21 protein-coding genes and 1 pseudogene are annotated in these 23,078 nt (G+C 44.8%); 6 read left to right on the forward strand and 16 right to left on the reverse strand.

Annotated features, from left to right (window positions below; genetic code table 11):
- Positions 1–318 precede the first annotated feature (318 nt).
- The 6 genes from ycfP to hinT form a co-directional block, all read right to left on the reverse strand.
- Positions 319–858, reverse strand: coding sequence for an alpha/beta hydrolase YcfP (ycfP, locus tag L1D11_RS06610; RefSeq protein WP_239862297.1), 540 nt, complete (start codon positions 856–858; stop codon positions 319–321).
- A gap of 108 nt (positions 859–966) precedes the next feature.
- Positions 967–1,821, reverse strand: a complete 855-nt coding sequence (locus tag L1D11_RS06615; protein ID WP_239831530.1) for a phosphotransferase — start codon at positions 1,819–1,821, stop codon at positions 967–969.
- A gap of 153 nt (positions 1,822–1,974) precedes the next feature.
- Entirely contained in the window at positions 1,975–2,565 is a 591-nt protein-coding gene (gene lpoB, locus L1D11_RS06620; RefSeq protein WP_004741952.1) for a penicillin-binding protein activator LpoB, read from the reverse strand.
- A gap of 125 nt (positions 2,566–2,690) precedes the next feature.
- A complete protein-coding gene (locus tag L1D11_RS06625; protein WP_239831531.1) occupies positions 2,691–3,074 on the reverse strand; it encodes a YcfL family protein in 384 nt (127 codons plus the stop codon).
- Positions 3,074–4,465: a hypothetical protein gene (locus L1D11_RS06630; RefSeq protein WP_239831532.1), complete on the reverse strand. Its 1,392-nt coding sequence runs from the start codon at positions 4,463–4,465 to the stop codon at positions 3,074–3,076. Before L1D11_RS06630 ends, L1D11_RS06625 begins: the two co-directional genes overlap by 1 nt.
- A 258-nt stretch (positions 4,466–4,723) precedes the next feature.
- Positions 4,724–5,074, reverse strand: coding sequence for a purine nucleoside phosphoramidase (hinT, locus tag L1D11_RS06635; RefSeq protein WP_239831533.1), 351 nt, complete (start codon positions 5,072–5,074; stop codon positions 4,724–4,726).
- Positions 5,075–5,351: 277 nt separating this feature from the next.
- On the opposite strand from hinT, the gene L1D11_RS06640 reads away from it, so the two are divergent.
- Positions 5,352–7,343 carry a HAMP domain-containing methyl-accepting chemotaxis protein gene (locus L1D11_RS06640; protein WP_239831534.1) on the forward strand — a complete coding sequence of 664 codons (1,992 nt, stop codon included), beginning with the start codon at positions 5,352–5,354 and terminating at the stop codon, positions 7,341–7,343.
- A gap of 195 nt (positions 7,344–7,538) precedes the next feature.
- Entirely contained in the window at positions 7,539–8,705 is a 1,167-nt protein-coding gene (locus L1D11_RS06645) for a DUF1887 family protein (RefSeq protein ID WP_239831535.1), read from the forward strand.
- Between the two features lie 173 nt (positions 8,706–8,878).
- Here L1D11_RS06645 and udp read toward each other — a convergent pair whose 3' ends face one another.
- The 4 genes from udp to L1D11_RS06665 all read right to left on the reverse strand — a co-directional run bounded on the left by udp (position 8,879) and on the right by L1D11_RS06665 (position 14,472).
- Positions 8,879–9,637 (reverse strand): uridine phosphorylase, encoded by a 759-nt coding sequence (gene udp, locus L1D11_RS06650; RefSeq protein ID WP_008221668.1) that lies wholly within the window; start codon positions 9,635–9,637, stop codon positions 8,879–8,881.
- A 281-nt stretch (positions 9,638–9,918) separates the two neighbouring features.
- Positions 9,919–12,264 carry a zinc/cadmium/mercury/lead-transporting ATPase gene (locus L1D11_RS06655; RefSeq protein ID WP_239831536.1) on the reverse strand — a complete coding sequence of 782 codons (2,346 nt, stop codon included), beginning with the start codon at positions 12,262–12,264 and terminating at the stop codon, positions 9,919–9,921.
- Positions 12,265–12,417: 153 nt separating this feature from the next.
- Entirely contained in the window at positions 12,418–13,881 is a 1,464-nt protein-coding gene (locus L1D11_RS06660) for an MATE family efflux transporter (RefSeq protein ID WP_239831537.1), read from the reverse strand.
- A gap of 174 nt (positions 13,882–14,055) precedes the next feature.
- On the reverse strand, positions 14,056–14,472 hold the full coding sequence (locus L1D11_RS06665) for a CBS domain-containing protein (RefSeq protein WP_239831538.1): 417 nt from the start codon (positions 14,470–14,472) through the stop codon (positions 14,056–14,058).
- Positions 14,473–14,775: 303 nt separating this feature from the next.
- On the opposite strand from L1D11_RS06665, the gene L1D11_RS06670 reads away from it, so the two are divergent.
- Complete coding sequence (locus L1D11_RS06670; RefSeq protein ID WP_239831539.1) at positions 14,776–15,009, forward strand: hypothetical protein; 234 nt, start codon at positions 14,776–14,778, stop codon at positions 15,007–15,009.
- A 158-nt stretch (positions 15,010–15,167) separates the two neighbouring features.
- Here L1D11_RS06670 and L1D11_RS06675 read toward each other — a convergent pair whose 3' ends face one another.
- On the reverse strand, positions 15,168–16,154 hold the full coding sequence (locus L1D11_RS06675; RefSeq protein WP_275665849.1) for a glycosyl transferase family protein: 987 nt from the start codon (positions 16,152–16,154) through the stop codon (positions 15,168–15,170).
- 290 nt (positions 16,155–16,444) lie between these two features.
- On the opposite strand from L1D11_RS06675, the pseudogene L1D11_RS22710 reads away from it, so the two are divergent.
- From L1D11_RS22710 to L1D11_RS06690, 3 genes and pseudogenes are all read left to right on the forward strand, one after another.
- Positions 16,445–16,799, forward strand: a pseudogene (locus tag L1D11_RS22710) (hypothetical protein); the annotation flags it as partial.
- Between the two features lie 112 nt (positions 16,800–16,911).
- Positions 16,912–17,052: a hypothetical protein gene (locus tag L1D11_RS06685; RefSeq protein ID WP_239831542.1), complete on the forward strand. Its 141-nt coding sequence runs from the start codon at positions 16,912–16,914 to the stop codon at positions 17,050–17,052.
- 228 nt (positions 17,053–17,280) lie between these two features.
- Positions 17,281–17,775 carry a peptidylprolyl isomerase gene (locus L1D11_RS06690; protein ID WP_239831543.1) on the forward strand — a complete coding sequence of 165 codons (495 nt, stop codon included), beginning with the start codon at positions 17,281–17,283 and terminating at the stop codon, positions 17,773–17,775.
- Between the two features lie 56 nt (positions 17,776–17,831).
- On the opposite strand, the gene cyoE is transcribed toward L1D11_RS06690, so the two are convergent.
- From cyoE to cyoA, 5 genes are read right to left on the reverse strand one after another with little or no spacing between them, the layout of a single operon-like run.
- Complete coding sequence (gene cyoE / locus L1D11_RS06695; RefSeq protein WP_239831544.1) at positions 17,832–18,701, reverse strand: heme o synthase; 870 nt, start codon at positions 18,699–18,701, stop codon at positions 17,832–17,834.
- Between the two features lie 8 nt (positions 18,702–18,709).
- Complete coding sequence (gene cyoD, locus L1D11_RS06700) at positions 18,710–19,021, reverse strand: cytochrome o ubiquinol oxidase subunit IV (protein ID WP_004740018.1); 312 nt, start codon at positions 19,019–19,021, stop codon at positions 18,710–18,712.
- Positions 19,021–19,638, reverse strand: coding sequence for a cytochrome o ubiquinol oxidase subunit III (gene cyoC / locus L1D11_RS06705; protein WP_008221707.1), 618 nt, complete (start codon positions 19,636–19,638; stop codon positions 19,021–19,023). Before cyoC ends, cyoD begins: the two co-directional genes overlap by 1 nt.
- Positions 19,628–21,685, reverse strand: a complete 2,058-nt coding sequence (cyoB, locus tag L1D11_RS06710) for a cytochrome o ubiquinol oxidase subunit I (RefSeq protein WP_239831545.1) — start codon at positions 21,683–21,685, stop codon at positions 19,628–19,630. Before cyoB ends, cyoC begins: the two co-directional genes overlap by 11 nt.
- 5 nt (positions 21,686–21,690) lie before the next feature.
- Complete coding sequence (cyoA, locus tag L1D11_RS06715) at positions 21,691–22,587, reverse strand: ubiquinol oxidase subunit II (protein WP_239831546.1); 897 nt, start codon at positions 22,585–22,587, stop codon at positions 21,691–21,693.
- Positions 22,588–23,078: the final 491 nt, after the last annotated feature.

Raw genomic sequence — 23,078 nt, forward strand, 5'->3', positions numbered from 1 at the left:
TCCGCTTGTCCACTTGCTCACGTGGATAAAAAAAGGTGACGACCTTAGAGGCAGTACACAAATAATGGGCAAGTTTTATCACTCGCTCTCAATTTTTTTGATATTTATCAAAATATTTTGCTTTGGAACATTATATATAGCAAACCGATGACCGCAACTAAAATCCTTACCCTCAATGAGGATTCGCCGCCAAATAGTTAACGTTTGCGCAAACTTATCAACATAGCAGCTACGACAGCATCATCAATAGTAACGTTACATTCAAAATAAAAAAAACGGCACTCATTGAGTGCCGCTTTTTATAAAATACTTAGGATCTTAAGCGTCTTTGAAAGCTTTCATTGCTTGAAGATGTTGAGAGATTTTTTTGAATTTATGACTCTCTTTTTCATCCCAAATCACATCGTAGTAGTCTTCAAGTGCAGCGGCGGTTTTGCTATTGTCGTGAATTTCATCTTCGCGAGAAAGCACCACTAGGCAGCGACCTTTGTTTTTCATGCGGTACTGCTCAACACATTTAGTCGCGATATCTTCATATTCTTCAGGGCGATCAATTCGACCCACCATGTTCTTCTCAGGTTGAAGATTTGGATTGAAAACAACCTGTTTGATACCACACAAGAAGCCAATACGCTCAGACCAAAAACCACCTAAGCCAACACCACAGATAATTGGGTGCGGGTCGTCTGATTGCTCTATCACTTTATGCACCTCTTTCAGTAGGTGCTGCATGTCGTGTTTTGGATGCAAAGTACTGTAGTTGATGAAACGAACGTCATCATCAATGAATTGCAACTGCAGTATTTTCTCGTGATTGCCCGGGCTTGTTGAGTCGAAGCCGTGAAGATAGATGATCATTGTACCTCCCCCATTGAATATTGGTACGTTTTGATCAATCTAACACGAAAAACAAGGTTTTAAAGGGAAGACCATCGAAATTATATTTTTCACTTCCTAAACGTGATCCTAGCTACAGAAAGTATGACTAAGAGCCTCAGCTTCACGCAGGTAACTTTCATCTCCCCACAGTTGATGAGCGAGCAAATACCACAACATTGCCATCATTCGACTTCGTGGTAACCACGCTTCTACACCATCTAGCCAGGGCTGAACATCGTGAATTCCGCATAGCTGGCAATACTTTTCAACCGTTTCTTGCACCGGGACATCTGCGACTGAAATGGTTAACGTTAAATCTAACCTAGGGTCAGCAATTGCCGCGTATTCCCAATCAATGATTCTAATCCCGTCGCTGTTCTTCACTAGGTTATAACCGCCTAGATCAAAGTGACATAAAGAAAGCTCAACACTCGGGATACTTGGCGTTGTGCGCCACTCTTTATAAACCTTGGTGTACGCTTCAGTCTTATGAACGGCATCAAGCTGAAGCCAATAATGGTCCACTCGCGCTGTAAAGCTAAACGGCTTAAGTGGTAATCGCGCGATGTTCACCAAATGCACAGAGATAAGCGTTTTCAGAAGGTCATCAATATCTAAACCTTCATAGAGCGTATCCCCAGCAACCCATTCAACCAATAAGCCCTGCTCATTCACCACTATCGGGCTTGGTCCAATACCAAGACGCTCGATGCCAGACAACACTTGGTACTCTTCATGACGGGAAATAAAGAAGGCGCTGGTAATTGGTGTGATCGGACGCCACACGTATTCAGCGCCATCAGCAGAAAATAACTTCCAACATCGGTTAGTCAGACCACCGGTGAGTGTCTGCGCCTTCACTGGCGGCTGCGAAAAATAGCCATCAAGCGAACTCAAACTGATGTCAAGAAGCTTAGCCTCAGACCAAGAAAAAATTGCCATTGCTCATTCCCTATAAACGTCTTCGTTTCCCTACAAAAAAGACACTGACCAGAGCCAGTGTCTTCAAATATCAGCACATCATGTACTGAATTGGCGTGTGACTAATCTATTCACTTTCAATAGTAAGTGTTCATAGTTGGCAGTTAAGCGAAATTAAAGACCTAGTAGGCTCTTAGATTGCTGCTTACGGATTTCAGTCTCGTCAGCCCACTCGATCAAACCAGACTCAAGGTCCATCAGGCGCATGGTCATTTTGTAGTACACATCTTCGTCGCTGCCCGCTTTCTTAACGATGCTTGATAGGTTGCCGTACAGCATGTACTGAGCACCAACCATCTTACCGAACTGAATCGCAGAGCTTTGGTTCACTAGCTCATCGTTGTTTTGGAAGTTTAGTTGGTCACGAACAGACTCTACACGGTCCATATCAACGAAACGGAACTTACCAGAGTTCAGCATTTTAGTACTGATTGTGTCAGTGATTGACTCAGTATCGATGTGCTCGCTTGTTTTGTTCTTGATTCGCTCTACGAACACGATTGGACGCTGATCACGAGTAATGTAAGACACTGAACCAGAAGCCATCATGCTATCAACCATCTCACCAGCAATAGTTTGAAGGTCAGTTGAACCGAAATCGATTGTTGTGGTTTCTACTGCTTGTGCATCACCGTAGCTTACCTTGTTCGAACAACCGCCTAAAATAACCGCTAAGCCTAGTAGCGCAATGACACTCTTTTTCATGATGTTTCCTCAACTTATCATTGAGTGGGGTTACCCACACTCTTAAACTTTTATCTGTGCGAATCAATTCGCTTTCTTAAGTGCTAGTCGACGTTAACTAGCACCGGTTATAACTAAATCTGTTCTTACTGCTCTCGGAACTGCACTCGGAATTGAGTTGCTTTCGGGTTTACCGATACTTCCGACAACGAAATGCTTTCAAAGCCACGTACAATCGCTTGCTTCCAAGGCCCCTGTTTCAAGTTGACCTCAAGCCCAGCATCGTCATACCAATAGAAACGATAAAGGATATGTTGGTCACCTTTATCGTTACTGTTTAAGCGAACAATGCCTCGCGTATGTCCATCAATTTGATCAGTACGGATATCTTCAACCTGTAAACGGCTGCCCAATACATTGTCGCCAAAGAATACGTTCTGAGTCAGACTATCAACCCTTACGCCGGCTGTATTATCAGCACAACCAGCCAGAGCCATAACCGCTGCTAAGCTCACTAACCACTTTTTCATTACAGCCTCCCTAGCTGTTTATGCCACATTGTTGCGTTGTTTCCTTGTCGAGAAATCCATACCAAAGTGGTCTGCCCTTCTCGAATATCAAAATCGTAGGTTTTAGTACCCGCTTCCAGGGTATATTGGCCGCTGTTTGCTACAAACGTACTGCTCTTAATCTGAGCTGGTAATGATTGCCAACTGCGAGTATCTGGTTGCTCTGTCAGCGTGTTCCACACATTGAACAAAATGTTGCCAACATCATCACCCTTGGTTGCCTCTTTTCGGATGCGGTCTTTTGCGACCACACGCAGCGCTTGGCGAATAACAATTGTCGTCATACGCTCAGATAGATCGTTCTGAGCCATGGCGTTTACATTAGTGATCAAATGCTCTTGCAGCGGCTGCCCACTGATTCGTAACGGAGAAAAACGCTCTACGTTCTGGCTTGGGTAATATGGCAGCGCAAGAGAGTATATTGCTCCCCGATCGCGACTGTCATAAACAGGTAAATCTAATCGCCAACTGTCCATTGCTTGAACAGCACTTTGCTCTTGAAGAACAATCACGCGCCCTTGACCACTACTTAACTTAGATGACTGTTTGTAACGCTTCTCAAGTGTGGCTAAATCTTGGCGCATACCTAAGCGTGCGGCCGTAGCCATGGTTCTGTCGATAATCTCTTGGTTATCAGGCATCACCGCCAGTGCACGTCGATAATCGACATAAGCACTGTTAAGATCGTTTGAAGCTTCATAAAGCAGACCCGATAAAAACATCAGATAAGCGTTCTGCACTGACTGCAGCTTTTTACCCGCATCTGGGTAATTCGCGAGAATACTGCCAACATTGGCAGATAGCCCCTGCTTCTTCGCATCGCTGGCTGCTTTTTCTAGCTCCGCCTCACGCTGCTTCTTTGCTTGCTCTTGAACTTGGTTAGCGCGACGCATTTCAATCACCGCACCTTCTAAATCGTTTTTCTTTAGATAATTCAAACCGAGGTAGAGATGAAGAAAGCCCAACTCGTAATCGGGCGGCACATACTCGGTAATGTTGTCATTCACAGCCAATGCACCCACACTGGTTGCGTTGTCTGAAATTGAGATTACGGCTTTTCTCTGCTGCTCGGTAACAGCCTGATCCGCCGCTTCAAACGAAGACTTACTCTCTGGGTATTTTTGATCCAACAGATTGATTCTGCCTCTCTCAAAATTATCGAGAACATCGCCTGCTGCGTAATCTGGTAACTCTTGCTGAGCTTCTGAATAATCTCCAGATTTAACGGCTTGGTAGATAATTTTATTTTGTGCGCTGTAATGACTGAACAGGTTACCTGCAGACATACTCGCACATCCCGTGGTCAGCGCCGATAGTAGGGCAATGGAAGCGAATCTAAACTGTTGCTTCACTTATCGTCTCCGTGCATGTTTAAAATGCCAACTTCAATGGTCTCGTTATCAAAACGAAACGTGCTGTAAAAAGGATCCAAAGCAAGTAAGTGCTTGCTTCATCGGGCTCTGGCTAAGCAAAGCCGATATTCAGACAACAGACAACAATTAAAGTTGGCATACAAACAACAAATTTTCCAACTTGCTGTTTGTGTTAATTAACTCATTAACTTTCTAGTTCGTTCATGGACTGTTTTGTTAACTCGTTAACTTATTTGATTAACTCATAAGTAAAGGGCCAAGCGGACGGCCACCAACTAAGTGCATGTGGACGTGGTAAACCTCTTGGCCACCATGAGAGTTACAGTTCACGATAAGACGGTAACCATCCTCCGCGATACCCTCTTCTTTTGCTAGCTTACGAGCAACAGTAAACATGCGCCCCATCATTGCTTCGTCTTCCTCTTCAACATCGTTGGTCGTTGGGATCAGCTTATTAGGGATGATAAGGATGTGACTAGGAGCGCGTGGGTTGATGTCACGGAACGCTGTCACTAAATCGTCTTGGTATAGCAGATCTGCTGGAATTTCTTTATTAATGATCTTACTAAAAATGGTTTCTTCAGCCATGTTTCTCTCCGATAAAACATATATTTTTTAATGCTTTGAGTATGCGCTATGCCGCATCAAACCACAATAAATCTGCTTTAAAGCATAATAAAAAACACCGTTCAAATCAAAGAAAACGAGTCTTATTTCTCAAGAATGGCATGTTGGTTATAACTGAGGGTTATTTTTGACGTATGCGTCATAAAATGCGTAAACCGAGCTCAACAAAATGCTGATAATTTTGTTAGTTTTACTTTAACCTGACATTAGGTCTGCATTTTTATTTAGGGAGAAAGCCATGAAGGGATCTGTGATCAAGCGTATGTACGCTGGTTTCGCACTGATCATCATCATGTTCGCAGTCACGATAACCATCATGATGAACAGCATGAATCAGATACACAGCAATTTCGAGAGTGTCTCAGAAACCTCATTACCGCTTGTTGAGCTTTCAAATCAAACAAGTGTTCAATTGCTTTCTGCCGATAAATCGTTCAAAGATTTCTTAACCACACAAAACGCTAAACGCATGTCTGCAATACGTACAGAGTTTGCTGCATCACAAAACGCTTTCTCAGAAGTCCTAGGCAATCTAGAAGCTGCGAGTCAAAACAACACCTCTCTTACCGAACGTATCACCCAGTTAAGAGCAATGGAAGAACGCTACTTCGCCGAAGCGGATGAAGCGATGAATAACTACGTTGCTATGTTTGAAGCACAAGAGCAAGTGCAAAAAGCATCCCGTGACTTCCAACGTCTGCATTCAGAATTAACGATTGGTATGAAAGATTACGTTGCCGATCAAAAAAGTATCTCTGTGAAAGTAATGGCAAAAAGCTACTTCATTAAACTGCAAGACGCAGAAGTGATCACATCAGACGCACTTGCGAGCTCTGATGTTGCATTCGTACAAAAAGCCGTTAACCAAAACAAGAAAGCCGTTACTCACCTAAACTACGCCTACCGCGGTTTGGCAACACAGCTACCTGCTCTTAAAAATGTGTTCGACGAATCAGTTCAAAAATTTACCAAAGATGTTGGCCAAAAGGGTGGCGTTCTTGATAAACACAACAATTACCTGCAAGCGAAACAAGCGCTGTATGTGAACATTGCTAACCTAGCGGTTGAAGTTGACCAAGCGATGGCTGTTTTGGATTCATTCAACGTCAGCGCGGAGGAGCTGCTTAGCTCTTCGCTAGCGGACGCGAGCAGCATTTACGATAAAGGTCTATTCAACGCGATTGCAATTGGCCTGGTTGTAACCGTGTTCGCAGCAGTAATTGGTTACCACATTGCACATAGTGTAAGAGAACCATTAACTCGTATTCTAGGTACATTAGAAGGCTTAACTGAAGGCGACATGACTCAGCGCATCGATATTCGTTACAACAACGAATTTAGCCGCGTCAGTGGTCACATCAACACCTTAGCCGATAACCTACACAATATTCTTGTGAAGCTTAACGATGCGTCAGATGACCTAACCAAAACAGCAAGCGTCAATCAGAAGACCTCTTCAGAAACTCAGGCTCAACTTAACAGCCAGCGTGAGCAAACTGCGACAGTAGCGACTGCGATGACAGAGATGTCTCACTCAGTACAGGAAGTGGCAAATAGCGCACAAAGCTCTTTGACTATGGTTCAGCAAGTCGAGACGGCTTCTGAATCGGGTCGTCAGATCATGAACACCAACATCAGCACCATCAACCAACTGGAAACTCGCTTAACCGAATCAGTTAGTGCTGTGGGTGAACTGCAACAGATGAGTAGCCAAATTGGCTCAATCCTAGACGTAATTCGCGGCATTGCAGATCAGACGAACCTTCTGGCACTGAATGCTGCGATTGAAGCGGCGCGTGCAGGTGAGCAAGGGCGAGGTTTTGCCGTGGTAGCTGATGAGGTTCGAGTGCTAGCACAGAAGACCACACAATCGACTTCTGAGATCGAGACCATGATCAGTAACCTACAATCAAGTTCGAAGACAGCAAGTAATGTGATTGAAAGCTGTATGAGCGATATGGACATGTCGGTACAACAAGCATCGAATGCCAACAGTGCAATGGAAGAAATTCAAGCCTTGATTCTGGAAATCAGCCATATGAGTACTCATATCTCTCAGGCAGCAGCTGAACAGAGTGAAACGTCAGGCGATATTGCGCGTAATATTGAAGACATCAACCAAATTGCCGATGCAAGTTATCAAGCAATGTCATCGATCGCTGAGGCGAGCCAAAACCTAACGATTCTTGCGAACCAACAAGGAGATTTGGTTCATCAATTTAAGCTATAGATAAATGATGAAACCATAGTTATTAGGTGAGATTGTTGGGACTTCCTACCCAATAGTGGTAACTATTTGAACAAGGGCAACTTTTATCAAGAGTTGCCCTTGTTTTTTATGAGCTTTGTCATTATATGGTTATTAAGGCTTGCTGTTTCCCGTTTTCTTTTACCTTTATGAGCGAGCCGCTATTAAGGAATTTATATGGCTGTTCATGTTGGCATTATCGATCAAGACCCCATTCGCTTGCTTACCCCACTGCTTGATAACCGCACGATCAGCACGCACATCGTGTTCATCGGCGATAAGAATCAAGTCGATATGTATCAGCGCTTAGACAGCGTTTTACAAAAACGTGATATTACGAGCGAGTTTTTTGAAATTCCGACGATCGTAAACACGTCAGTAATTAAAGAATCCATTCAAAACCTTGCGGAAGATTTAAAAGCACGTGGCCAAGAAGTAAAACTCAACGCAAGTTGTGGTCTGCGTCACCGTCTACTTTCGGTTTACGAAGTGTTCCGAACTTACCACTGGCCTATCTTCGTTGTAGAACCAAATAGTGACAAGCTTTGCTGGCTTTACCCGAACGGAAAAGAAGACGCGCAAGTTCAAGACCGCATCACTATCGATGACTACCTAACCGTATTTGGCGCCCGTGGCGAATTCAGTGATGTGCAGCTACCTCCGCAACTCGATCAGAAGCTATACGAGCTAGGTGAACGTTGGGCAAGTAACGCACTTGAATTAGGTCCTGGTCTTGCGACACTTAACTACCTTGCAACCACCTGTCGTAAAGAGCAGAAGCTGGATGTTGAGTTATCAGAGAAGCAACAAGGCTATCGTGAACTGAATATGCTTTTAAGCGATTTAGTAGAAGCGCAAATTGCGACTTATGAGAATGGCACCCTAACCTTTGCCAATGAAGATGCTCGACGCTTCTCGAATGGCGAGTGGCTTGAAACTCTCGTTCACAGCACAGTAAAACAGATCCAAGATGACATGCCGACTATTCAAGATCGCTCTTTGAATGTTCAGGTATACCGCGAGCTCGGCGCGCGTGAAGTTCGAAATGAGCTAGATGTGGCATCTGTGGTGAACAATAAACTTCACATCATCGAATGTAAGACCAAAGGCATGCGTGATGATGGTGATGACACGTTATACAAACTGGAATCACTAAGAGACCTATTAGGTGGTCTACAAGCCCGCGCCATGCTAGTGAGCTTCCGCCCGCTTCGCCATAGCGACATAACACGCGCAGAAGATCTTGGTCTTGCTTTGATCGGCCCTGATGAGTTGAAAGATCTTAAAACACACCTAACAGCTTGGTTTACGGCTGCTGGCGGTAACGAAGATCAAGAATGCTAAGAGCAAAAATCTCTTAAACCAATATAACAAAGGCGAGTCGCTATTTAGTGACTCGCCTTTTTCTTGTCTGTTTTTTCTCTGTCACTTAACGAGTAAATAAAAAATGGCCGCATCAATCGATGCAGCCATTTCAAAATTTGCTGTCAGATTGAGACCTGAAGCACTTTTGCAACTTAAAGCATTTTACGAGCAGCTTCTACAACCACTTTGATTGAACGTGCTTCTGTTACTTTTAGTGTGTCGTGATCAGGCGTCTCTTTTTGAGTACGGTTGATGATTACACCAGCAACACAACCCGCTTTCAAACCAGAACTTGCACACATAGTTAGCAATGTTGCAGATTCCATTTCGAAGTTTAGAACACCCATGTCTTGCCACTCTTGCATAGAACCTTGGAAACGCTTAACTACACGACCTGAGAACGTGTCGTAACGCTCTTGACCTGGGTAGAAAGTATCACTTGAAGCCGTTACACCCATGTGAACTGTTGCACCAGCTTCTTCAACTGCTGCTTTCATTGCTGTCGCAACTTCGAAGTCAGCAACCGCTGGGAACTCCATTGGAGCAAAGTGTAGGCTAGCACCGTCTAGGCGAACAGAACCAGTAGAAACAATCATGTCACCTACATTTACGTGAGGTTGGATAGCACCAGTAGTACCAACACGAAGGAAAGTGCGAACACCCAGTTGAGCTAGCTCTTCTACAGCGATAGAGGTAGATGGACCACCGATACCTGTTGAACATACAACCACTGGCTTACCGTCTAGTTCTGCACGGTAAAGTGTGTATTCACGATGGCTAGCAAGAAATACTGGGTTCTCCATCTCTTCTGCAATTTTTTGTACACGAGCAGGATCACCTGGAATGATCGCAAGAGTAGCACCGTTAAGATCTGCTTCAGTAACACCTAAATGGAAAACAGCTTGAGACATAGTTCGCTCCTTTTGGCTTATTGGGCTTTTTACCCTTATTTAAGCTCATAGTAAATTCGTGGGGTACGAACACACTCTAACCAAGCTCACCACAAAATAAAGTGATACACCTCACACCAATGATGGCAATAAGATTTCAAGTTTCACAATAAAACGATTGGCATCACACAAACAAGCAATATTAGTACCTTCGTTGCATACCATTGAGACAAAAAACGCCTTTAACGTACTACCACTAAAGGCGTTTATATAGTGGACTATTTTGTATAATAGCGTTGGATTTAGTCTGCTCTAGACTTGAATCGCAGTAAGCGCAATGCGTTCAATGTCACCAGTGCAGTTGCACCGCTGTCCGCTAGAACCGCTACCCACAAACCCGTAATACCAAACAAGCTCGTCACTAAGAACACACCTTTCAAGCCAAGAGCCAGAGCGACATTTTGACGGATGTTATTGATAGTAGCTTGCGACAGCTCAATCATTGCTGGTAATTCAGTTAGACGGTTATGAGTCAGTGCTGAATCCGCGGTTTCCAAAGCAACGTCTGTGCCCCCACCCATTGCGATACCGACATGAGCGGTTTTCATCGCTGGCGCATCGTTAATGCCATCTCCAACCATCGCTACATGCGACTGTTGAGACAACTCTTGTATGTAAGACACCTTATCACTTGGAAGCAGGCTCGCTTTGTACTGCATACCAACCTTGCCACTGATCGCAGCAGCACTGCGTGGGTTGTCCCCTGTCAGCATAATGGATTGAATGCTGAGACCATTAAGGCGCTCAATCGCTAACTTCGCATCACTACGTAATGTGTCTTGCCATGCAATCAGGCCAATCGCGTTGGCTGCCTGATCAGAGTCTTTAACCTCTAATGCAGCAACAACGGTTTTACCCTCGTCTTCTAGCGATTCGATTTGCTTAGATACCTCTGCATCCAAAGCGAAATCAAGCTTAGATGGCGTAAGCACTCGATATTTCACACCATCGACGTCACCTTCCACGCCACTACCAATCAGCGCTTTTTTGTTATGTGACTCAGGAATATCAATGCCTAGCTCTTCAACTTTTGCCACCAGCGATTTTGCCAATGGATGAGTAGAGCCAACTTCAATAGCGCCAACCACACGAAGCATCGCATCTTTCTGCCAACCTGACAGTGGCTCAATATCAGTCACCTGGGGCTTACCTTCTGTCAATGTGCCTGTTTTATCGAAGGCAACAGTTTGAATTTTGCCAAGCTGCTCCAGTGCTGCACCGCCTTTAATTAGTGCACCACGTTTCGCTGCTGTCGCTAAACCAGAAGTAATCGCTGCTGGCGTCGAGATAACTAACGCACACGGACAAGCAATCAACAGTAACGCTAGGCCACGGTATACCCATGTTTCCCAAGGTTGAGCGAACAACAGTGGAGGCGTGATGATGACCAACAAAGCAACCAACATCATTAATGGTGTGTACCAACGGCTGAACTTATCAAGGAAACGTTCCAACGGTGCTTTACGAGACTCTGCTTCTTCAATCAGGTGAAGAATACGGTCGATTGCGTTTTCACCTTGTTTTGAAATGATGATTATACGAACCACTTTGTCCACGACGACGGCACCAGCCATAATGCTGTTACCTTCGGTGTGTTCAACAGGAACTGATTCACCGGTTAACGCACTTTCATCAAAGCTTGCCGCGTCTGTAATCAGTTTGCCATCAGCAGGCAAGCGAGAACCCGCCGCGACTTCAATGATATCACCAGGAACAAGCTCGCTTACTGCCACTTCAACACGTTCACCATTGATAATCTTGGTCGCATTCTCAGGTATTAAAGCCATTAGCGCTTGAACACCACTTCTTGCTCTAGATGAAGCAAACGCCTCTAAGCGTTCACCAATCAAGAAAAGAAGTAATACCATTGCCGCTTCAGCGGTCTCGCCAAGGTATAGCGCACCCAGAGCAGCCACACTCATTAAGGTTTCTATCGCGAAAGGAGTTCCCGAGCGGGCTAGTTGAACGGCTTTCTTAGCAACCGGATACAATCCAAGTAGACATGTCGCGATGAATAAACCTTCACTTAATTGAGGAAAGGTACTTGTCAGTAACGCCGCAAACAGCATCGCAGCGGCTATCGCTATGATCTGTAAATTAGGTTGAATATGCGCTTGCCAAAACTTCTCTGGTTGTTGTTTTTCTTTCTTAGAACCCACTTCCGTTAACGGGAAGCCAGTGTTTATAGAGACTTGTTCGATGATGTCTGCAAGAAGTTCACTGTTATATTTCACAACCAGTTTTTCGGTAGCAAAGAGCACCTTCGCTTGAATTACACCGTCAATATTGCTGATCGCTTTTTCTATTTTTCGGGCACAAGCTGGACAGTCCATTCCGGAAACCAACCAACTTTTAGAAAATTGAGCATCGTTCGTAATCGTTGAGGACTGACTGTCTTCTTCTCCACTGTCTGAACTACAACAGCCATCACCCGATGACGCGACTGTAGCTGAAGAAGAGCTGCAGCATGCTGATGATGTGCCAGCTGCAGTAATGCTTGAAATTTTAGGGCTAGAGCAGCTTGCTCCGGCTGCTTGTGGTTGAACGTCCACTTTTACTGAGCGGCACGTTGCATGTTTTGCGCACATAATGTATCTCCTTAATACTCAAAAGCCTTGAGGTTGTTGCTAACTTACGAGCAACAGAACCATAAGTTCATCAAAAGTATAAACCTTGGAGGCTACTCCAAGGTCAAGAAGAAGTTATCGAGAAAACAAAAATATTATGCCAGCGCCAATGGTTTACTGAGATTTAAGATCCGCACACTCTTCACGATTCGCCGATACATCATCAATAAGAACCGCATCGTGTGAACAAAACGGTTGTGTATTCAAGCTGACAATAGACACATCGTCTTCAACTGGATCAACTTGAGAACCTTGCATCAGCTCAGTAATATGATGTCGAAGTACCAAAATACCTAAAATCCCGAACAGAACATTACCTAACGCTTGTCCGTACAAAACCCCCAAAGCGCCATACCACTGAGAGCCTAGATAGACGAATGGTAGAGTACCTAACGTCGCTTTGCCCAAATTCAACGCCGTTGAGTAAAGCGGTTTACCTAGATTATTAAAAGAGGTATTGGCAACAAATAGCGCGCCGTTAAAAGTGAACGTTAACGCCACATAAGTACAGAAAGCCGCCACAATGATTGCCGCATCACCTTGTAAGCTAAAGCCTTGAATGACATAACCTTGAACGAAGTACAACAGAATACAAACGGCAATGGTATAAAGTGTCGTCACCAGCAATGAGTTATTGAGTGTTTCTTTAACTCTGTCCATGCGTTCTGCACCAAAGTTCTGACCAATGATGGGCCCCACAGCGCCAGACAAAGCAAAAATCACCGCGAAACAAACCGGTGTTAGACGACCGATCACGGCAAAGCCCGCGACAAAGTCCTCACCATATTGTGCGATACCTGTCGTCACAATCGCATTACCGATAGGCGTTGCGGTATTGGTGACAATCGCAGGCAGAGCAATCGCCAATATTGGTCGAATATTAATGCGCCATTGCACAAACGAAGGTGGAGCCACCAACTGATGGCTGCGAATCAGAGGATAAAGCGAGAAGAAGAGAACCGAAAAACGTGCCACCACAGAAGCGATAGCTGCCCCTTCGATGTTCCAACCAAAACCAAAAATAAACAGAGGATCGAGAATCGCGTTAACAATACCGCCCGACAAAGTCGCCCACATAGAGCGTTTCGCATCGCCCGCCGCTCTCAAGCCCGCACCCGCCGCCATCGCTAACGCCAAAAATGGACCACTCGGTAGCAAAATCTGTAAGTAAACTTGAGCACGCTCAGCAGCAATCCCTTTTGCGCCTATCGCGGCTAACAGCTCTGGAATATAAGCGAACATAATTGCAGTTACGGTGGAACTGATAACAAACGCAGTCAGCATGATACTGGTGCTTAGATTTCGAGCGTGTTCTTGATTCTTTGAGCCGATAGCTTTTGATACTATTGCGCCCATCGCAATCGAAGTACCAATCGAAACCGAGGTAGAGAAAAAAGTCAGCGTACCTGCAAAGCCCACTGCCGCGGCCAATTCAACCTGCCCGAGCATACTGATGAACAGCATGTCGAGTAAATCTACTACAAATAACGCCATCAAACCGACAGAGCTAGCCCCCGACATCACCAATATGTGGCGCATCGTTGAACCTTCTACAAACTTCGCCGTTTGATTTGACATGAAACCTCCAAAAATTAGCATACCACAAGCCAAAGCTTAATAAACTAGTCACCACAAGCTGGGGATTCACAAAGAAAGGGGCTATCTAGAAAAGCTCTATACAGAAAAAAGGCGCCAAAGTGCGCCTTTTGTCAGTTATGGCTATTGATAAAAATAATCGTTCATAACACCTTACTATACAGGATGTTTGAAACATTCATCTAAGTTCTTGCCGATTGCTCTCAAGACATCGGTTCGAGTGATCATACCGACTAGCTTCCCGTTATCAATTACGGGGTATGCCTTAGGTTTCCCAACTTGCATCATGTCCGCCAGCTCAATAATGGATAAGTCAGGTGAAACCGACAGCACTTCTTGATACATGCAGTCACCCACAATATGTGTGTCTTGGCAGAAATAGCTAACCTTAACCAGTTTCGAGAGTAAATCTTGCTCAGAAAGGAAACCAATCACTTGATCATTATTGTCAATTACGGGGCCACCCATGTGGTGGCTGCGCATCACTTTGTCTAACGCTAGACTTAACGGCATATCAGGAGTAAATGTCACAACCTGCTGCGTCATGTAATCTTTCACTTTAATAGAATGCATTGCGTTCTCCCTAAATACTTTGCGTCATATATTTTTCTATCTTGTTAAGTTAATTGTTGTCTAAAATCTTGATTTTACTAAATGGATTTCAACAATTTTATTGATAGGCAAAACCTAACAAGACAAAAAAGTGAGACAAACAAAGGGTTGAGCACGTTTTCGAACACTAGAAAAAAGAAAAAAATAACCCTTACAAAGCCTTACTTTTACTTGCTTAACCTTACTTAAGAAAACTAGCCTGAGTAGATAAACCCTGTAACCTTCCCCGTACTAATAATTAAAAAATCCCGATTTAGGAAATTTATGCAACACGACAACAACATGTACGCGTATGTTTATGCAGGTAAAGACGGTACAGAAAACACACTCATCGCCACTATCGATAATCAAGAAAAACCGCTTATTTCAAGCTGCGTTGATGAGATAAAACGCATGTCGTGCTTGGCCATTGACTTAGCAGCAAAACACGACCTAAAAGTGAAGCTGGTGAAATACCAAAGAGAACAAGAGATTGACTTCGGCTTGTTCTTCAGATAACAGCTTGTACACCAACTCTTCGCTATATGGCAGCCATGTTCGACTGGTTGCCGAATTCAGACTGACAAGCTTGAGCAACAAACGGTATACTCAATAAATACCCGATAAAAAAGGCCAGTAATCGCTGACCTTCTCTTACAAGCTATATCATTTTTCTGCTAACGTACACAGTACTCATGCCATAAGCGCACCGCTTTTTGGTATGCCTCAGTTTTATCGTGTGTTTCTGCAAAGAGAATGGCTGTCATGCTGTCAACAACGGTATTCGCCATTAACGCCATCTCTTCAGCCGGCGTACCAAGTATACATTGACTAGGAAGTGGCAGCTCTCGGTTCATCACCTCTTCCCAGTAGAACGATGCGACTTTGTCAGGAGAACTCATCCAAACCGTTTGGCTAACTTTAGGGTTATATTCCGACTCACCATTCATCCCTTTGAATGAAATCACCGAGTGGGATTTATTACCAATGACATGTTCAACTTCAGCGTGTAACTGAGGAAAACCAGGGTGGAAACTGCCACGCAGACCTAAACGACCACCACCTGGGTTCAATGCTCGAACCACAGTGTTGATTGGTGTGCGCAAACCGTAACGGTGTTTCCAGCCGATCATGGTCTGAGCTTCTGGCGCAAAGTTGGCAAGCGGTAAATAAGCGATACCATCAGATTCTAAGATCTGCTTCGCGTCTTGTGGATCTTTCGCACTACGCACACCGACACACCCAAGGTGATTCTCTACGTGCGTGCGGCCACTTGGTTTATCCATATAGCCATGCATCAATACCTTATAACCATCGTCAGCCAATATCTTCGCAGCAAGCAAATTCCACGGCTTACCACTGGCAGTATCATTACGTTTACCGGCGTAACACGGCCAGTCAATATCTGCGCCTAAGTCTGGCACTCGTGATTGAAAAGCTTTTACAAAGCCGGCAATCTCTTCATTGGTTTCATTCTGCACACGAATCAACATCAGTAGCATCGCCATTTGGTCGTCACCGACCTCTCCGCTTAAATACTCATCCATGATGCGGTAGGCTTGATCGAACGACAAAGGCTTACGCCCTCTTTCTCCTCGTCCAACTGTACGAATACACTCTAAAATACTACTCATTAATTGTTTATTCTCTTCCGTTGATATCAATAAAATTCGAATACGTTTTCGATTCTATGATACCCGCGGTCCATTGCAAAGCGATTCAACAGCTGATCCCTAATTATCAATACACAAATTGAGGTAAAATAAACGTATGCAGCAGAGCACCTTGATAGGTTAAACAAAAATAGAACCCTGGCAAGTTTCATTGGGTTTGATTAGAGATGCTGAAACAAGTCGTGTATTATCGAAACGTTTGCACTTTTCCTATTTTACGGTTAGCGGTTGCACAATTTTATTCGCCCCAACACTCGTTCATATACCAAGACTAAGAGTTGATGCCAAAGTTGATTAACAAAATTTGGGTACACGCTTTCATGCTCTTCGCTATGCTTATGGGTATCATCAGTGTGAACAGCATCGCGAGCAGCAATGCTCTGCTACTACCACAAGCTCAATCAAATTCTGTCAATAGCTTCTCTTTCTCTGCTTCTAGCATCAGTTCTGTAGAAAGCGCCCCCAATACTTTTTCCCTGCTCATAACCCAACGTTGAACACCACTGCTGTGGAGCAGTTTGTCTACTGAAAATGCCGCCACTTACCGTTTCTGAATCTTTCGATACTCAGATTGAATCGCTGGCATTGATAGAAAAAGAGCCTTCACACAAAGCGATTGTTGCAACACAAGCGCCTATCGCCGTCCTCTTTCTTAATCATTTGTCCCTATTTGGCAATATCTGCTACCAAGATATAACAGCGCATTTTCTGTTGTATCTAATGACATCCGAATTTAGGAAATGAACACATGAAAACACTATTTAGCCTCTTTGCCGCTCTTATCTTGAGTGCTTCAGTAAACGCCGCACAATTTGAAGGGGTGATTAAATATCTAAAAGAAGACTTACAAAAGTCAGCAAGCTTCCAAAAAGTACAACCAGCTAGCTAACTACCTGCTAACGCTCTAAGTCATTTTGCATCTCCAAGCCAGTGAACTCCTCACTGGCTTTTTTATCTCTACCGCTCTCAGAGCGCATGTAAATTAAAGACTAGCGCTATTGTTAACTGGCATCCGCAGTAAATTTTCATATACTGCACCTTATTAAGTCATCGACTATATTGTTGTACTGAAAATACTCGTACTCAAAACCCTTAGCACTCAAATATTGGGACCTTTATGATCACTCTGACTACCAACTTTGGCGACATTGAAATTGAACTGAACCTTGAAAAAGCACCAGTAACGTCGAAAAACTTCCTTAAATACTGCCAAGACGGTTTCTACGAAGGCACGACATTTCACCGTGTTATTGAAGGTTTTATGATTCAAGGTGGTGGTCACACTATCGACATGACAGAAAAACCAACTCGTGCGCCTATCGTGAATGAAGCAAACCGCGGTCTAAAGAACGTAATTGGCTCTGTAGCAATGGCACGTACTGATGCACCACATTCTGCAACAGCACAATTCTTTATCAACCTTGATGACAACGACTTCCTTGATCACACCTCGACTACGAACGCAGGCTGGGGTTACGCGGTATTCGGTAAAGTATCGGCGGGTATGGATGTAGTAAATAAGATTGCAGCTGAACCAACGACAATTCGCTTGGGTCACGAAGATGTACCTTGTGAAGATATTGTGATTACAAAAGTTACGATCAACAAGTAATCGGTAAAGAATACAAAAACTACCCCGCTGATGCGGGATAGTTTATTAGTGCAGTACTATAAAAATGGCAGTGGGATAAGTTCGAGTCCAAGAACACCGCTGATGCTCATCACCACCAGCAAAGAGACTTTAAAGACCGTCTTTGACCATTGGATGTAGTTGGCGCAATCCACCTTACGGAATGTCACCTTAGTCCACATAAAGCATACTGCCGCCGACACCGCTAGGTATTCGTAGCCCGCCTCTCCTAGCAAGAACAGCCCAAGAGCAACCGCGCCAAAAGCAACCACGTACGCTTTCATATGTTTGTGGGCCTTACCGACACCCTCTTTTACCGGGAGCACAGGGATACCCGCATCTCGGTAATCTTGAATGCGGAACATCGCAATCGCATACGAGTGCGGCATCTGCCATAAGCAGAACATGATATACAGCAGCACCGCTTCGATACTCAAGTAGTTTGTCACGCCAAGGTAACCAACTAACGGTGGTACCGCACCAGAGATACTGCCTACGAGCGTGCCATACACCGAATTACGCTTGTACCACATGGTGTAGAAAAAGACATAAAACACGTAGCCTAGCAACACCACTACCGCAGACATCGGATTAACGTATTGGAACAATAAAGCCGTACCAGCTAGCAACATGACCAACGCATAGATGAATGCGACGTCAGTATTGATGTTGCCCTGAACCAACTCTCGGTTCTGAGTGCGTTTCATTTTTTGATCAATATCGCGATCAAAAATGTTGTTCACCACACAACCTGATGCAATCACAAGCCCCACACCCGCCAATGTTGTCAGTAACAACATCGCACTGGCTGGTTCTGTCTTTGCGGCAAGGAAGAACCCCGCCGCAACAGAAATCAGGTTGCCGAAAATGATGCCCGGTTTGGTAATAGACAAATAACTTTTCAGCATACCCTAGCCTACAACTTCATGTTGACGTTCATGTTGTAGATGATCCACACCGAGCCAGCGATCAGGATCAATACAACAATGGCTGTAAACATCAGTGATACTAAGTTCCACTGACCATCGGTTGTCTTCACTTCCATATGTAGGAAGTACTTAAAGTGTACGAAGATCTGCACTAGCGCACAGCCAAACAGAACTACGTAAGTCTCAGTACTTGGAAGCGCATGCGCCCACACAACATAGAACGGAATAATGGTCAGAATCAGTGATGCAACAAAGCCAATCACGTAATCTTTTGCGCCACTGTCTAGATGCTGTTCCATTACATCACCCCCATTAAGTACACGATGGTAAATACACAAATCCAAACGATATCTAGGAAGTGCCAGAACAAGCTCAAGCACTGAAAGCGCATCGACATATTGTCGTTCAAGCCTTTAGTTGAAAGCTGGTGATACGCCACTGCCATCCAAATAAGACCAAACGTTACGTGCAAGCCGTGTGTGCCAACTAAGGTAAAGAACGCAGATAGGAACGCACTCTCTTGAGGGCCATAACCTTCAGCAATCAAGTGATGGAATTCATACACTTCCATACAGATAAAGGCTAAGCCCAGTAGAAACGTTACTTTTAGCCACTTTTTCAGACCAGCAACATCTTGGCGTTTCATTGCGATCATGCCAAAACCGAAAGTGATACTACTGAACAGCAGCATCATGGTTTCCACAAACACGAACGGAAGTTCGAAGATGTCTTTGCCCGTTGGTCCTGCAATAGAGCCACTCTCTAACACGGCATAAGTCGCGAAAAGCGTGGCAAACAGCACACAGTCACTCATCAAGTAAACCCAGAAGCCAAACAGCTTGTTGCCCGCTGAGTCATGGTGATGATCATGCGAGTGTGCAAGATCGTAAGTGTGCGACGGAGTATTAGCTTGCATACGTCGTCTCCAAATCATCTTTATTTGTGTTGTTATCACCGTCAGCGCTGTTCTCACCCACCGACTGTTTTTTCGCTTCTGCTAACTGTGCACGTCGAGCCGCTTCAATCGCTTTGATCTCTTCTACTTCCACGTAGTAGTCAACATCGTCGTTGTAGCTGTGTTGAATACACATCACGACAATACCAACCAGGCTTGCTGCCGCTAGCCACCAGATGTACCAGATCATTGCAAAACCAAATACCAACGACCATGCAGATACATAAATACCTGTCGGTGTGTTCTTCGGCATATGGATACGTTCGTATTCTTCTTCCTGAGTTGGATCGAACTCGCCGCTTTGCTTTTGATACCAGAACGCATCTAGCTCATCGCCCTTAGGCAATTTTGCAAAGTTGTAGAACGGCGGTGGTGAAGACGTTGCCCATTCAAAAGTACGTCCGCCCCACGGGTCACCAGTAAGGTCGCGGTTTTGGTCGCGGTCACGAACACTCACGAAGAACTGAACAAACTGACACACAACACCCATCGCAATCACACCAGTACCTGCAGCCGCAACCGCCAGTAGAGGGAAGAATTCAGGGTTGATGTCTTGGCTCAAACGACGCGTCATACCCATAAAGCCCAGAGCGTAAAGCGGCAAGAACGCCATCAAGAAACCGATGATCCAGCAGTAGAATGCGCGTTTACCCCAAAGCTCGTTCAGAGTGAAACCGGTCGCTTTCGGGAACCAGTAACCAATCGCTGCAAAACAACCGAATACTACGCCGCCGATGATTACGTTGTGGAAGTGAGCAATCAGGAATACCGAGTTATGCAGAATGAAATCCGCCCCCGGAACCGCCATTAATACGCCCGTCATACCACCAACAGTGAAGGTGATAAGGAAGCCAACAGTCCACAACATAGGTGTTGTGAAACGGATGCGGCCTTTGTACATGGTGAACAGCCAGTTGAAGATCTTAACCCCAGTTGGGATAGAGATAATCATGGTCGCGATGCCGAAGAAGGCATTCACATTGGCGCCTGAACCCATGGTAAAGAAGTGATGCAGCCAAACCACAAACGCAAGGATTGTGATAGCGACCGTCGCCCATACCAGCGAGGTATAACCAAACAGTTTTTTGCGTGAGAAGGTTGCCGTCACTTCAGAGAACACACCGAAGATAGGCAAAATTAGGATGTACACCTCAGGGTGTCCCCATGCCCAAATCAGGTTCACATACATCATCACGTTGCCACCAAGATCATTGGTGAAGAAGTGCGTACCGATATATCTATCCAAAGTCAGTAGCGCGATGGTTACCGTTAAGATAGGGAATGAGATAATGATCAGGATGTTGGCACACAGCGACGCCCACGTGAACACTGGCATCTTCATCATTGGCATAGACGGAGTACGCATGCGCAAAATAGTCGCGAAGAAGTTCACACCCGTTAACGTTGTACCGACACCAGATATTTGCAGTGCCCATATCCAATAGTCGACACCCACTCCCGGGCTTGCCTCAATGCCAGAGAGCGGCGGATACGCCAACCAACCCGTGCGTCCAAACTCACCTAAGCCCAGTGACATGTTGGTGAGGATAATACCCACCACAAACAGCCAGAAGCTCAAGTTATTCAGATAAGGGAATGCAACATCACGAGCGCCAATTTGCAGCGGCACAATGATGTTCATCAAGCCAATCACCAACGGCATTGCCACGAAGAAAATCATGATCACGCCGTGAGCAGTGAAGATCTGGTCGTAGTGATGCGGCGGTAAATAGCCGGTCTCACCCGCTGCAGAAAGCAATTGCTGGCTACGCATCATTACCGCATCAGCAAAGCCACGAACTAACATCACCATCGCAACCGCAATGTACATGAAGCCCAGTTTTTTGTGGTCTACAGACGTAAACCATTCATTCCAAAGGTATTGCCACTTACCGGCTTTGGTTACCGCGTACACCACTAAACTGCCCACTAAAGCAATCATGGTTAACGTGACCAAAATAATGGGTTCGTGGTAGGGAATTGAGTCTAGAGTTAATCTTCCAAACATGACGATTATCCTTGGGTTTCCGGCAGACAGTTCATTGAACCAGGGTGCTGGGTCACGACATCGGTGAATAAAAATGGTGGGATACTAGAAAACAGCGTGACGGGTTCAGCCACACTTGGCGCGGCCAATGAACGGAACTGCTCCCAGTCTTCAATACGGTCTGGGCTTGCTTTCACTTTCTCCACCCAGTTTAGAAATGCCACTTGATCGGGCATCGCTGATGCAGTGAATTTCATCTGAGAGAACCCTTTGCCACTGTAGTTCGATGCAAAACCTTTAAAATCACCTTCATGGTTAGCAATCAAGTTAAGCTTGGTCACCATTCCCGGCATCGCGTAGATCTGCGAACCAAGACGCGGGATAAAGAACGCGTTCATGATGTTGTCTGAAGTCAGCTTAAACGTCACCGGAACATCTTTCGGGAACGCAACATAGTTAACCGTTGCAATGTGTTGCTCCGGATAGATGAATAGCCACTTCCAATCCAGAGAGACCACTTCGATCACCATAGGTTGCACATCACTTTCCAGAGGCTTTGAAGGCTCTAGTTCGTGTGTTGTTCGCCAAGTGATGGTGGCAAGAATCGCGATGATGATGATTGGAATCGTCCATACCACCACTTCGATCTTGGTTGAGTGCGCCCAGTCAGGAGCATACTCTTCTGTGGTATTGCTTTCGCGGTATCTATAAGCAAAGTAGATGGTCATCAGAATCACGGGGATGACGACTATTAGCATCAGTAATAGAGCCGTGATAATCAGCTCCTTTTCCTGAACGCCAACGCTACCTTTTGGGTCGAGCAATGCGGAGTTACATCCTTCGAGCATCAGGACGGTTCCCACCAAACCAATCCTCGACAGATTTGCTCTCGATAAAATGCGTTTATATCTTGAAGCTTCCATTAACTTTCTCGATGGTTATCCAGCCTCAGAACGAACGCCCGAGTACTGGTTATCATGGTCATTAGAATATTTATGTGTTGAGCATGTGAAACGCTGCATCTCAAAGGGAAGCCGAATTGAGTTTAATTTTGCTTGGTGAAAACATTACCGCACGGTTAAAACCACACAAAAAATATGACTTAATTGTTACTCTTTGAAATACATTGTTACATTCTGCGCATTATGGGGAGTTGGAATTGAAAGCTCACCCAGTAAACTTGAAAACTAACCTTCCAGTTATGAAAGTAGAATGGCTGAAATGAGTCGATAGAAAGGTGCACGAGATAGGCGTGCTACATCAACAAAGCTAATTGTGAAAAGGAATCGCAAAGAAACAATTGACGAAGAGACTGGTAGTCAACGACCACCACAGCGATGAACTACATTAAAAATCGCGAATTAAACAAAGTGTGATCAAGTTCAAATTTATGAATTCACATACAAGTTTAATG

Origin of the sequence: Vibrio sp. Isolate32, assembly GCF_022397955.1 — a bacterium.
Taxonomy (GTDB): domain Bacteria; phylum Pseudomonadota; class Gammaproteobacteria; order Enterobacterales; family Vibrionaceae; genus Vibrio.